The 13,055-nt window shown below is 69.4% G+C and carries 10 protein-coding genes; 4 read left to right on the top strand and 6 right to left on the bottom strand.

Annotated features, from left to right (window positions below; translation table 11 throughout):
* The 3 genes from HPY23_RS29985 to HPY23_RS29995 all read right to left on the bottom strand — a co-directional run.
* The coding region (locus HPY23_RS29985; RefSeq protein ID WP_200647236.1) for a transposase at window positions 1-192 on the bottom strand (192 nt) is incomplete at its 3' end.
* Between the two features lie 526 nt (window positions 193-718).
* On the bottom strand, window positions 719-1,258 hold the full coding sequence (locus HPY23_RS29990) for a GNAT family N-acetyltransferase (RefSeq protein ID WP_091889380.1): 540 nt from the start codon (window positions 1,256-1,258) through the stop codon (window positions 719-721).
* Between the two features lie 198 nt (window positions 1,259-1,456).
* On the bottom strand, window positions 1,457-2,623 hold the full coding sequence (locus tag HPY23_RS29995; RefSeq protein WP_091889392.1) for a type III PLP-dependent enzyme: 1,167 nt from the start codon (window positions 2,621-2,623) through the stop codon (window positions 1,457-1,459).
* A gap of 693 nt (window positions 2,624-3,316) precedes the next feature.
* On the opposite strand from HPY23_RS29995, the gene HPY23_RS30000 reads away from it, so the two are divergent.
* The 3 genes from HPY23_RS30000 (at window position 3,317) to HPY23_RS30010 (ending at window position 6,049) form a co-directional block, all read left to right on the top strand.
* The gene (locus HPY23_RS30000) at window positions 3,317-4,936 is read left to right on the top strand and encodes a glucan biosynthesis protein G (protein ID WP_060850693.1); all 1,620 of its coding nucleotides are present in this window, start codon (window positions 3,317-3,319) and stop codon (window positions 4,934-4,936) included.
* Window positions 4,933-5,433: a GNAT family N-acetyltransferase gene (locus tag HPY23_RS30005; RefSeq protein WP_175540040.1), complete on the top strand. Its 501-nt coding sequence runs from the start codon at window positions 4,933-4,935 to the stop codon at window positions 5,431-5,433. Before HPY23_RS30000 ends, HPY23_RS30005 begins: the two co-directional genes overlap by 4 nt.
* Window positions 5,434-5,608: 175 nt before the next feature.
* The gene (locus tag HPY23_RS30010) at window positions 5,609-6,049 is read left to right on the top strand and encodes a hypothetical protein (RefSeq protein ID WP_091889379.1); all 441 of its coding nucleotides are present in this window, start codon (window positions 5,609-5,611) and stop codon (window positions 6,047-6,049) included.
* 408 nt (window positions 6,050-6,457) lie between these two features.
* Here HPY23_RS30010 and secA read toward each other — a convergent pair whose 3' ends face one another.
* Window positions 6,458-9,328, bottom strand: a complete 2,871-nt coding sequence (gene secA / locus HPY23_RS30015) for a preprotein translocase subunit SecA (protein ID WP_091889377.1) — start codon at window positions 9,326-9,328, stop codon at window positions 6,458-6,460.
* Between the two features lie 245 nt (window positions 9,329-9,573).
* Between secA and HPY23_RS30020 the strand changes: the two genes are divergently transcribed.
* Window positions 9,574-10,809: an ABC transporter substrate-binding protein gene (locus HPY23_RS30020; protein ID WP_060850689.1), complete on the top strand. Its 1,236-nt coding sequence runs from the start codon at window positions 9,574-9,576 to the stop codon at window positions 10,807-10,809.
* A 42-nt stretch (window positions 10,810-10,851) separates the two neighbouring features.
* Here the strand turns inward: HPY23_RS30020 and phbB are convergent, their stop codons facing one another.
* Window positions 10,852-11,580, bottom strand: a complete 729-nt coding sequence (gene phbB / locus HPY23_RS30025; protein ID WP_060850688.1) for an acetoacetyl-CoA reductase — start codon at window positions 11,578-11,580, stop codon at window positions 10,852-10,854.
* Window positions 11,581-11,799: 219 nt separating this feature from the next.
* Window positions 11,800-12,981: an acetyl-CoA C-acetyltransferase gene (locus tag HPY23_RS30030; RefSeq protein WP_060850687.1), complete on the bottom strand. Its 1,182-nt coding sequence runs from the start codon at window positions 12,979-12,981 to the stop codon at window positions 11,800-11,802.
* Window positions 12,982-13,055: the final 74 nt, after the last annotated feature.

Genomic DNA, 13,055 nt, shown 5'->3' on the forward strand with positions numbered 1-13,055 from the left:
CTCCAGCTCCTTCATCCGGCGCACCTGGTCGGACTTCAGCCCACCGAACTCCTTGCGCCAGCGGTAATACGTGACCTCGGTCACGCCGATACCCCGGATCGCGTCAGCCACGCTCTGACCCTGCGAGACCAGCACGTCCACCTGCCGCAGCTTGGCCACAACCTCTTCCGGTTTGTGCTTCTTCGTTCCCATCGCGTCCGTCCTCCGTCGGCTCAAAGCCATACTTCAGCGCGGACCACTCCGATGGGGGCTGACCACTCTCGCCCGTCCAGTGCCCCTGCTGCCAGCACCGCTTCCGCTTGCCCTCTGATCTCAAAGTGCCCAAGTAGTGCTAGATCTCGCAGGGGAAGGTATCGACCTTAGGATTGTAAGCTAAAAAAGCGCACGAAACGAGTGTGGCCACCGGAACCGCTGCGACAAAACAGCAGATGCAGAATTTATTTCAGGCGTCGCGTCGCGTCGCGCCGACCGCCGCGTCATGCCCCGATGGAGCGAGTCCCCGATCCGCGAGGTACGTACCGGCTTCCGGCGGGCGACGTACGACTCGGGATGAGGCCGGACAGGACTCGTCCACCGGCCTCGGTTATGAAAGGCGATCGATGCCGTCCGCCGCCGTCGCGCCGGTTCGTCCCCGTAGCCAGCGCGGGCGTTGGAGACCCCGTACCGCTCCAAGGCGGATGGCCGGCGAGGGCACAGCCCTCGCCCCGGCTCCCCGTCGTCACGCCGCGGCGCGGTAGCCTTCGCCCGCCAGGCCGGCGGACGGATCGTGGCGGCCGGTCGCCCGCACCATGCCGTCGGCGCCGTCCAGCGTACCGGGCACGAGGTCAAGGGCGAGGAAGCGCTCCGGCGCGTAGGGGCCGGGCAGGCGCAAGCCGCCGACCCGCTCGCGGGTGAAGCCGAAGCGGGCGTAGTAGGGCGCGTCGCCGACCAGGATCACGGCCCGGTGACCGAGGGCGGCGGCGCGGGCGAGCGCCGCGCGCATCAGCCCGTGGCCGATGCCGAGGCCGTGGAGGCCGGGCTCGACGGCGATCGGTCCGAGCATCAGGGCGGGCGTGCCCCCGGCATCGACGTCCCACAGCCGCACGGTGGCGACCAGTCGGCCGTCGAGCTCGACCACGAGGGCGAGGCCCTCCGCGGGAAGGCGGCCCTCTCGCAGGCGCTCGCAGGTCTTGGTGAAGCGGGCCTCGCCGAAGCACGCGTCGAGCAGGTGCTCGCGGGCGGCGACATCGGCGGCGCGCTCGTCGCGGATCTGGATCATGGCCGTACCCTCCCGAGACTGACAGAAGACGGGCAAAGGACAGCCCTCGCACCCGCCGCATCGGCGGGCCGTCCGGGACTTGAGGATGGGTGACGAGGAGAGGCGTCGATGCGCCGGGCTCCCTAGAACGGGGAACCCGGCGCATCGTTCCGTTGGGTCAGCGCCGTGTCGGCCCCGGACCTCGATGGGAGACCCGGATCAGATCACGTAGGACTGGAGCGGCGGGAAGCCGTTGAACGCCACCGCCGCGTAGGTGGTGGTGTAGGCGCCCGCGCCCTCGATCAGCACCTTGTCGCCGATCGCGAGCGAGATCGGCAGCGGGTACGGGGTCTTCTCGTAGAGCACGTCGGCCGAATCGCAGGTCGGGCCGGCGAGCACGCAGGGGACCGTGCGGTCCTCGTCGTGCTCGGTGAGGATGCGGTAGCGGATCGACTCGTCCATCGTCTCGGCGAGGCCGCCGAACTTGCCGATGTCGAGGTAGACCCACCGCACCTCGTCGGTGGCGTCCGACTTCTGCGAGACCAGGACGACCTCGGCCTCGATCATGCCGGCATTGCCGACCATGCCACGGCCCGGCTCGATGATCGTCTCGGGGAGCTGGTTGCCGAAATGCTTGGTCAGCGCCCGGAAGATCGCGTCGCCGTAGGATTCCACGCCCGGCACCGCCTTGAGGTACTTGGTCGGGAAGCCGCCGCCGAGGTTCACCATCGAGAGATGGATGCCGCGATCGGCGCACTCGCGGAAGATCATCGCGGCCGAGGCGAGCGCCCCGTCCCAGGCTTCCGTGTTGCCCTGCTGCGAGCCGACGTGGAACGACACGCCGTAGGCGTGCAGGCCCGCCCGGGTGCCGTGCTCGAGCACGTCCACCGCCATCTCGGGCACGCAGCCGAACTTGCGCGAGAGCGGCCACTCGGCCCCGGCGCCGTCGCACAGGATGCGGCAGAACACCTGCACGTCCCCGCGGGGGACCTTGACCGCGTCGGCGGCGCGGGCGATCTTGTCGACCTCGGCCTGGCAGTCGACGGCGAAGAGCCGCACGCCGAGCTGCAGCGCGCGGGCGATGCAGCGCTCCTTCTTGATGGTGTTGCCGAACGACACCCGGTCGGCGGTGGCGCCGGCGGCGAGCGCCATCTGGACCTCGACCACCGAGGCGGTGTCGAAGCAGGAGCCCATCTCGGCGAGCGCGCGCAGCACCTCGGGGGCCGGGTTCGCCTTGACGGCGTAGAACACCCGGGTGTCCGGCAGGGCACGGGCGAAGGCGGTGTAGTTGTCGCGCACGACGTCGAGGTCGAGGACCATCACGGGACCCTCGTCCCGGCCGAGCTCGCGGCGCACGCGCAGGAAATCGCGGATGCGATCGGTCATGATCAGCCCCACCAAAGGTTCGAGAGGGCTCCCGCGGGAACCCGATGTCGAGATCAAGACGGCGCGCGTCGGCCGTCCGGCGTCAGGGGGCGATGCGGCGCGGCGCGGACGTGCTGTGGAGACACGCCGTGCGTCGCGGGCACAGAGCACCCGGAAGCTGCCTTTGCTTGGAACGGGGAAACCCGATCCGCACTCGGGGCAAGGAGAAACAAGCCTCTTCGGTGTCGGCCTTTGGAGGGCCGACGAGACCAAAAAAGCCCGTTCGTCGTTGCTTTAAGCTGCGTCCCCCGTGGAGAGCGGGGTTCGCCGGTTTTGCCTCCGGCTGCCGGTTGTTGTCGGGGTCCGGTGTTTCCACCTGGATGCCGGCCGGAGGGATCCACCCTTCCCGGCCATCGATCCTTTAAGACCCCTGGCGGCTGTCCGGCCTCTTGTCCGGATGCCCACCAACCGGCACGCGGCCACAGGCACGTGCGAAATTGGGCAAGGCGGTAGATACGGACCACGGCCCCCCGCCGCAAGCCCCATCGCGGGGTTTTTCGCCGGATTTCCCCGGCGTGGCCCGCGCGCCACGCCCCCTGGAGAGGCCGTCGCGCCGCGGGGCCTTCTCAAGCGGCGCCGGACGCGCCATTCAACCCGGCGACAGACAGCAAAGAGGCGCGCGTTCAGGACCCGCGCCCTATCCTCCGGGACACCATGACGATCTCGCCCTCGCGCCGCGCGCTCCTCGCCGGCCTGCTCTCCTCCGCCGCCCTCAGCCGGGCGGCCTCCGCCCAGGTCGGGCCGACCCAGCCCGGCCCGAGCGCCCTGCCGCCGCCCGAGCCCGCCCCGGCGCCCTCCGGCCCGCCGCGCTTCCGCTTCGACGAGGTGGTGCGGCGCGCGAAGGCCCTGGCCGGCGCCCCGTTCGAGGCGAGCGTCGCGCCGCTGCCGGCGCCGCTCGCCTCCCTCGACTACGATGCCTGGCGCGACATCCGCTTCCGGCCCGACAAGGCCCTCCTGGGAGACCAGGACGGGCCGTTCCGGCTCCAGCTCTTCCACCTCGGCTTCCTCTATACCCGCCCGGTCGTCGTGAACGTGGTGCGGGACGGGGTGCCGACGCCGGTGCCCTACCAGCCGGCCCTGTTCGATTACGGTCGCACCACCATCGACAAGCCGCTGCCGGTCAATCTCGGCTTCGCCGGTTTCCGGCTGCACTATCCGCTCAACAAGCCGGGCGTGCTCGACGAGCTGATCTCGTTCCTCGGCGCCAGCTACTACCGCTTCCTCGGCCGCGACCAGCTCTACGGGCTCTCGGCCCGGGGGCTCGCCGTCAACGTCGAGGGCGTCGGCGGGCCGGAGGAATTCCCGGTCTTCCGCGAGTTCTGGATCGAGATGCCGCCGAAGGGTGCCGACCGGGCGGTGATCTACGCGCTGCTCGACGGGCCGTCCTGCACCGGCGCGTTCCAGTTCCTGGTCTATCCGGGCGACGAGACCGTGGTCGACGTGCGCTGCACGCTCATTCCGCGCCGCGAGATGGCGACGGTCGGCCTCGCGCCGCTGACCTCGATGTTCTTCATCGGCGAGAACGACCGCCACCATTCGGACGATTACCGCCCCGAGCTGCACGATTCCGACGGGCTCCTGATGCAGTCGGGCGGCGGCGAGTGGATCTGGCGGCCCCTGCGCAACCCCAAGGAGCGCTGGGTCTCGGCCTTCGAGGACCGCAACCCGAAGGGGTTCGGGCTGATGCAGCGCGACCGGGTGTTCGAGGACTACCAGGACCTCGAGGCGTTCTACCACCGCCGCCCGGGCTACTGGGTCGAGCCGCAGGGCGAGTGGGGCGAGGGCACGGTGCGCCTCGTCGAGCTGCCGACCGAGAACGAGACCCACGACAACATCGTGGCCTCCTGGCAGCCGAAGCAGCCCTACAAGCCCGGCGAGGCGGTGGAGCTGTCCTACAAGATCCGCTCGCTCGCCGAGACCGACGACCTGCATCCCGGCGGGCGGGTGGTGAACACCTACGTCGCCCGCACCACGGCGAGCGGCGGCACGGCGGATGCGAGCGAGCCGCGCACCCGGCGCTTCCTCGTCGACTTCTCCGGCGGCGACCTCGCCTACTGGCTCACCGACCCGAAGGCGGTCGAGATCGTGCCCTCGACCACCGCCGGCAAGATCACCGCGATCTCCCTGGTGCCCAACCTCCACGTGAAGGGCTTCCGCGCGGCGATCGACGTGCGGCTCGACGGGGCCGGGCAGTCGACGGAGCTGCGCGCTTTCCTGCGCGCGCGCGGCCAGACCCTGACAGAGACCTGGACCTATCCGTGGAAGGCCGCGTGAGCGCGCGCCCCGCCCAGGCGCCGGCCGTCACCATCCGGCCGGCGCGTCCCGAGGACCTCGACGCCCTGGTGGCGCTCGAGGCCGCGGCCTTCGCCACCGACCGGGCGGAGCGCCGGGCGATCCGCCACGCCATCGGCTCGCCGTCGATCTCGCTGCTCGTCGCCCTCGACGACGCGGTCCTGGTCGGCGCTGCCACGATCGAGCGCCGCCGCGGCAGCCGGCGCGCCCGTCTGTCCTCGATCGCGGTGGCGCCGAGCCGGGCCGGCACGGGTTTGGGCCGGGTGCTGCTCGCGGCCGCCGAGGCCGAGGCCCTGGCGCGGGAGTGCGACCGGCTGCGGCTCGAGGTCCGCGAGGACAACGGCGCCGGCATCCGCCTCTACGAGCGCAGCGGCTACCGCCGCTTCGAGACCGTGACGGACTACTACGAGGACGGCACCACCGCCTGGCGCTACGAGAAGCCGCTGGCCGGGGAGGGGGGCGGGAGGCGCCGTCCCTGATCCGTCCTGATACAACCATGGAACGAGCGGGCCGGCGGCGGTACCACTGTTCGCCCTTGACGCAGCGAAATGTGCCGATCCGAAATGGTTTCCGATCGGTTACCGTTGGCACGCCGCACGCACAGATCCCGGAGACCGAGGCACAGGATGCCTCACATCGGGATGAGGTGCCACCATGGCCACGACGAACGCCGAACTCCGCCGGACGATCTTCGCGCAGCATAGCGGGATGATCGGGGCGGCAGCGCCCGCCATCGTGCCCGATCGGTTCTCTCAGCGTTTCGAGCCGGACTCTCGACGTCCGGCGCGCGGGCAGGATGGTTTCGCCGACCGTCCCGACGCGCGCGAGGTGCGCACCATCGAGATCGTCCTCGTGCCGGATCGACGGACCGGGGGCGGCTGGCTCCGGGGGCTCGGGACCGTCGCGAAGATCCTGGCGGTACCGGCCGTCATCGCCGGCGCGCTCCTCGCCGAGCCGGTCTACGATTGCCGCAAGCAGAAGAGCTACGGGATGCTGTATTACGGCACCACCGTGCAGATGTGCGTGAGCGAGCGCCTGTCCGGCCGCTTCGGCGGCGTGCAGGCGGCCGTGGACCGGACGATGCGGGCGATGTGAGGATCACGGTCCCCACCCCGCGGAGCAGGGCTGTCCGGGGAAAGGAGGAGACGCGTGTTTCCCCTCTCCCCGCGGGCGGCTAGAGCATTTTCCGACGAAGTGGAAACCGGCTCGTCGCAGAAAATGCGACAAAACAATGACTTGGAGAGCTTCGCGATTGCAGCGCGATCGTGAAGTGCTCTAGCGTATTCACACAACTCGGTTCGAGCGGTTTACCCATTGAAGGTCGCGCGCCTCTCCTCCCCCTTGTGGGGAGGAGTTGGAGGTGGGGTGGTGCCGCGTAGAACTCGACGCCCCATTCTGCACCACCCCCACGCGGGATCTTCGATCCCCATAACCCCTCCCCACAAGGGGGAGGGGGCAGGCGCACGGCAGCGAGAGGCTTGGGAGAAAGGCCTCGGGGGCCGATCACTCGTCCGCGGCGAAGCGACCGTGGCAGTGCTTGTACTTCTTGCCCGAGCCGCAGGGGCAGGGCTCGTTGCGGCCGACGCGGCCCCAGGTGGTGGAATCGTCGGGGTTGCGCTCCAGCACCGGCGCGTCGGCGGCGAGCGCCTGGCCGGCGAACTCGTAGGCGCCGCCCCCGCCGCCCGCCGCGCCCTCCGCGAAGGCGAACTCGTTCTCGCCGGTCACGGGATCGAGGTGCTGGGCGAACATCGGCGGCAGGCTCGGCTGCTCCGGCTCCTGGTACATGATCTCGACCCGCATCAGCTGGCCGGTCACCTGCTCGCGCAGGGAGCCGACGAGGCTGTTGAACAGGTCGAACGCCTCCGACTTGTACTCGTTGAGGGGATCGCGCTGGGCGATGCCGCGCCAGCCGATCACCTGGCGCAGGTGGTCGAGGGTGACGAGGTGCTCGCGCCAGAGATGGTCGAGGCTCTGAAGCAGCACCTGCTTCTCCACGTAGGCCATCACCTCCGGGGTGTTGCGGGCGGTGCGCTCGGCATAGGCCTCGTCGGCCGCCTTGCGCAGGCGCTCGCGGATCTCCTCGTCGGCGATGCCCTCTTCCTTGGCCCAGTCCTCGACCGGGACGTCGAGGTTGAGGTCGCGGGTCACGCTCTCGCGCAAGGACGCGATGTCCCACTGCTCCGGATAGGCGTCCTCCGGGATGTGGCGCGCCACCACGTCGTCGATCACGCCCTGGCGCATCTCGTCGACGGTCTCGCGGACGCTCTCCTGCGCCATGAACTCGCGGCGCTGCTCGAACACGACCTTGCGCTGGTCGTTCATGACGTTGTCGTACTTCAGCACGTTCTTGCGCATGTCGAAGTTGCGCGCTTCGACCTTCTGCTGCGCCTTGGCGATCGCCTTGTTGATCCAGGGATGGATGATCGCCTCGCCCTCCTCGAGCCCGAGGCGCTGGAGCATGCCGTCCATGCGGTCGGAGCCGAAGATCCGCATCAGGTCGTCCTGAAGCGAGAGGTAGAACTTCGAGCGGCCGGGATCGCCCTGGCGGCCGGAGCGGCCGCGCAGCTGGTTGTCGATGCGCCGGCTCTCGTTGCGCTCGGTGCCGACGATGTAGAGGCCGCCGGGCAGCGCGGTCTTGCGTCCCGCCTCCGGGTCGGCGGGCTCGCCCGAGGCCAGGACCTTGGCGCGGTTCTGGTCGATCTCGGCCTTCAGGGTCGCGATGCGGGCGTCGCGCTCCGGCCCCTCGGGGACGTTGGCGAGCTCCTGCTCGATGCGCATGTCGAGGTTGCCGCCGAGCTTGATGTCGGTGCCGCGGCCGGCCATGTTGGTGGCGATGGTGATCGCGCCGGGCACGCCCGCCTCGGCCACGATGTAGGCTTCCTGCTCGTGGAAGCGGGCGTTCAGCACCGCGAAGCGCTTGGTCACCCGGCCCTCGCGGGCCGCCGCGTAGACGTCCTCCAGCGCCGACGGGTCGCTGTAGTCGAGCGGCGTGTAGCCGTGCTTCACCAGGAGGCCGGCGATGTGCTCCGAGCGCTCGATCGAGCCGGTGCCGACCAGCACCGGCTGCAGCCGGGCATGCGCCTTGTCGATCTCCTTGATGATCGCGGCGTACTTCTCGTCGACGGTGCGGTAGACCTCGTCGTCCTCGTCGACGCGCTCGACCTCCTTGTTGGTCGGGATCTCGACCACTTCGAGGTTGTAGATCTCGTGGAACTCGTCCGCCTCGGTCGAGGCGGTGCCGGTCATGCCGGCGAGGTGCTTGTAGAGCCGGAAGTAGTTCTGGAAGGTGATCGAGGCGAGCGTCTGGTTCTCGGGCTGGATCTCGACCCGCTCCTTGGCCTCGAGCGCCTGGTGCAGACCCTCCGAGTAGCGCCGGCCGGGCATCATGCGGCCGGTGAACTCGTCGATGATCACCACCTCGTCGTTGCGGACGATGTAGTCCTTGTCGCGGGTGAACAGGGTGTGGGCGCGCAGAGCCTGGTTGACGTGGTGGACCAGCGTCACGTTGTGGGCGTCGTAGAGGTCGCCCTCCTTGAGGATGCCGGCCTCGCGCAGCAATTCCTCGATGTGCTCGTTGCCGGCCTCGGTCAGCGAGACGGTGCGCTGCTTCTCGTCGAGGTCGTAATCCTCCCGCACCAGGCGCGGCATCACCGCGTCGATCATGGTGTAGAGGTCGGAGCGGTCGTCGATCGGACCGGAGATGATCAGCGGGGTGCGCGCCTCGTCGATCAGGATCGAATCGACCTCGTCGACGATCGCGAAGTTGTGGCCGCGCTGGACCATCTGGCCCAGCTCGTACTTCATGTTGTCGCGAAGGTAATCGAAGCCGTACTCGTTGTTGGTGCCGTAGGTGATGTCGCAGGCATAGGCGGCCTTGCGCTCGGCGTCGTCGAGCCCGTGCACGATGATGCCGGTGGTGAGGCCCAGGAAGCGGTAGACCCGCCCCATCCATTCCGCGTCGCGGCGGGCGAGGTAGTCGTTGACCGTGACGACGTGCACGCCCTTGCCCGACAGGGCGTTGAGGTAGGTGGCGAGCGTCGCCACCAGGGTCTTGCCCTCCCCGGTCTTCATCTCGGCGATGCCGCTCTCGTGCAGCACCATGCCGCCGATCATCTGCACGTCGAAGTGGCGCTGGCCGAGCACGCGCTTGGCCGCCTCGCGCACGGTGGCGAAGGCCGGGACCAGGATGTCGTCGAGGGTCTTGCCGGCGGCGAGCTCGGCCTTGAGCGCGTCGGTGCGGGCGCGCAGGGCCTCGTCGGACAGGGCGGCCAGCTCGGGCTCGAGGGCGTTGATGGCCTGGACGCGGGGTCGGTATCCCTTCACCCGGCGGTCGTTGGACGACCCGAAGATCTTCTTGGCAAGGGAACCCAGCATCGTGAACCTGCGATCGATCGTAGCGGTAGTGGCGCGCGCCGCGGGCGCCTTATAGGCCCATATAGGGAGCCGTGCACCCAAAAGGCAGCCGTCGCCCGGCACGAGCGTGGCCGTGCTGCGAAAGACGGGGGGAGGGGGCGGACGACGCCGCTTGATTCCCGCCCCGGCACCGCCCTAGCTGCCGTGCTGCGATCAGCAAGGACGACGGCCGGCGGGGAAACAACCGCGGCCCGGGGAGGAACATCATGACACGCTTGAGCCGGGCGCTCGCCCGCACCACCGCCCTCGCCGCCGGGCTGGCTTTCGCCGTCGCCGCCCAGGCCCAGAATGCCGCACCGAAGGGCGCCTCCGACGGCGTGGTGAAGATCGGCATCCTCAACGACCAGTCGGGCGTCTACGCCGATTTCGGCGGCCGCGGCTCGGTCGAGGCGGCCAAGATGGCGGTCGAGGATTTCGGGGGCAAGGTCCTCGACGTGCCGGTGCAGATCGTCGACGCCGACCACCAGAACAAGCCCGACATCGCCTCGAACGTCGCGCGCCAGTGGTACGACACCGACAAGGTGGACGCGATCATGGAGCTGACCACCTCCTCGGTGGCTCTCGCCGTGCAGGGCCTGTCGAAGGAGAAGCGCAAGATCACCATCGTGGACGGCGCCGCCACGTCCGATCTCACCGGCAAGCAGTGCACGCCCTACGGTTTCCACTGGGCCTACGACACCCACGCGCTCGCGGTCGGCACCGGCGGCTCGCTGGTCGAGACCGGCGGCGACACCTGGTTCTTCCTCACCGCCGACTACGCCTTCGGCACCGCGCTGCAGGCCGACGTGACGCAATACGTCACCCAGAAGGGCGGCAAGGTGGTGGGCGCGGTGCGCCATCCGCTCAGCGCCCAGGACTTTTCGTCGTTCCTGCTCCAGGCGCAGGGGTCGGGCGCCAAGATCATCGGGCTCGCCAATGCCGGGCTCGATACCTCGAACGCGATCAAGCAGGCGGCGGAATTCGGCATCGTCCAGGGCGGGCAGCGGCTCGCCGCCCTGCTGTTCACGCTCTCGGAGGTCCACGGCCTCGGCCTCAAGGCGGCCCAGGGCATCGTGCTGACGGAAGGCTACTACTGGGACCTCGACGACCAGGCCCGGGCCTTCGCCAAGCGGTTCATGGCCAAGACCGGCAAGATGCCGAACATGATCCAGGCCGGCACCTATTCCTCGGTGCTGCACTACCTGAAGGCCGTGAAGGCCGCCGGCACCGACGACACCGACGCGGTGGCGGCCAAGATGCGCGAACTGAAGGTCGACGACTTCTTCGGCCGCGGCGGCACGGTGCAGGCCAACGGCCGCATGGTCCACGACATGTACCTGTTCCAGGTCAAGTCGCCGGCCGAGTCAAAGGCGCCGTGGGACTACTACAAGCTGCTCGCGACCATTCCGGGCGACAAGGCCTTCCTGTCGGCCAAGGCGAGCGGGTGCCCGCTGACGCAGTAACCACGGAAGCGGGGGCGCCGGACCGGCGCCCCCGCTCTTGCATCAGGCGAAGTACTGGCCACCGTTGATCGTCAGCGTCGAGCCGGTGATGAAGCCCGCCTGCTCGCCGGCCAGGAACTCGACCGCGCGGGCGATCTCCTCGGCCTCGCCGAGGCGGCCGACCGGGATGTGCGGCAGGATCTTGGCCTTCAGCACCTCCTCGGGGATCGCCTTCACCATCTCGGTGCCGATGTAGCCGGGCGCGATCACGTTGACGGTGATGCCCTTGTTGGCGTTCTCCTGCGCCAGCGCCTTGGCGAAGCCGATCACGCCGGCCTTGGCGGCGGAGTAGTTGGTCTGGCCCATCTGGCCCTTCTGGCCGTTGATCGACGAGATCAGGATGATGCGGCCGAAGCCGCGCGAGCGCATGCCGTCGATCAGCGGACGGGTGCAGGTGAACATCGAGTCGAGGTTGGTGCGGATCACCGCCTGCCACTGCTCGAAGGTCATCTTGTGGAACATGCCGTCGCGGGTGATGCCGGCATTGTTGACCAGGATCTCGATCGGGCCGAGCTCGGCTTCCGCGGCGCGGATGCCGGCCTCGCAGGCGGCCGGATCGCCGACGTCGAACTTGAAGACCGGGATCCCGGTCTCGGCCTTGAAGGCCTGCGCGGCCTCGTCGTTGCCGCCGTAATTCGCCGCGACCTTGTAGCCGGCCTCCTTCAGCCCCTTCGAGATCGCGGCGCCGATGCCGCGGGTGCCGCCGGTGACCAGTGCGACGCGTTCTGCCATGTGCCCTCTCCTCTTGGACGTGCGAGCGGTTTCATCCCTCGGCGCATCTCCGTGGTACTTTACGGAAGGCCGACGTTCCACAACGAAGGCGGGTGCTGTCCCGCTTCTTTAAGTACTAACTGTAAGGGGCGGCCGGACTTCCGGCCGCCCCTCGTCGCGCGGCTAATATTTCAGCGCGACTTGATCGATCGATCGAGCCTGTGCCGACGCGTGCGGCGTTCAGCGCTCGAGGCACATGGCGACGCCCATGCCGCCGCCGATGCAGAGCGTGGCGAGGCCTTTCTTGGCGTCGCGGCGCTGCATCTCGTGCAGCAGCGTGACGAGGACGCGTGCGCCGGACGCGCCGATCGGGTGGCCGATGGCGATGGCGCCGCCGTTCACGTTGACCTTCGCATCGTCGAAGCCCAGGTCCTTGTTGACCGCGAGCGCCTGGGCGGCGAAGGCCTCGTTGGCCTCGATCAGGTCGAGGTCGGAGGCCTTCCAGCCGGCCTTCTCCAGCGCCTTGCGCGAGGCCGGGATCGGGCCGGTGCCCATGATCTTCGGGTCGACGCCGGCGGTGGCCCAGGAGGCGATGCGGGCGAGCGGCTTGAGGCCGCGCTTCTCGGCCTCCGCCGCCGACATCAGCACCAGGGCGGCGGCGCCGTCGTTGATGCCCGACGCGTTGCCGGCGGTGACCGTGCCGTCCTTCGAGAAGGCTGGCTTCAGCTTGGCCATCCCCTCGGGGGTCGCGCCGTCGCGGATGTACTCGTCGGTGTCGACCACCACGTCGCCCTTGCGGCCGGGCACGGTGACGGGGGCGATCTCGTCCTTGAAGCGGCCGTCCTTCTTGGCGGCCTCGGCCTTGTTCTGCGAGCGGGCCGCGAAGGCGTCCTGCTCCTCGCGGGTCAGCTGCCACTGCTGGGCGATGTTCTCGGCGGTGTTGCCCATGTGGTAGCCGTTGAAGGCGTCCATCAGGCCGTCCTTCAGCATCGTGTCGACGAGCTTGAGGTCGCCCATCTTCTGGCCGCCGCGCAGGTACTGGGCGTGGGGGGCCATCGACATCGATTCCTGGCCGCCGGCCACGATGATGTCGGCGTCGCCGTTGGCGATCTGCTGCATGCCGACCGCGACGGTGCGCAGCCCCGAGCCGCAGAGCTGGTTGAGACCCCAGGCGGTCTTCTCCTGCGGGATGCCGGCGGCCATGGCGGCCTGGCGGGCCGGGTTCTGGCCCTCGCCCGCGGCGAGCACCTGGCCGAAGATCACCTCGTCGACCTCCTCGGGGGAGACCTTGGCGCGCTCGAGCGCCGCCTTGATGGCGACCGCGCCGAGCTTGTGGGCCGGGACGGTGGCGAAGGCCCCGTTGAACGAGCCGACCGGGGTGCGGGCCGCACCCACGATGACGATATCTGCCTTCTCAGCCATGCGCCTCTCCTGACCCTCTCCCAGCGTCGTGGGCTGCCGCCGGCGCGATCTCCCGGCGGCCGCGCCTCACGCGC

Origin of the sequence: Methylobacterium ajmalii (assembly GCF_016613415.1) — a bacterium.
Classification (GTDB): Bacteria; Pseudomonadota; Alphaproteobacteria; order Rhizobiales; family Beijerinckiaceae; genus Methylobacterium; species Methylobacterium ajmalii.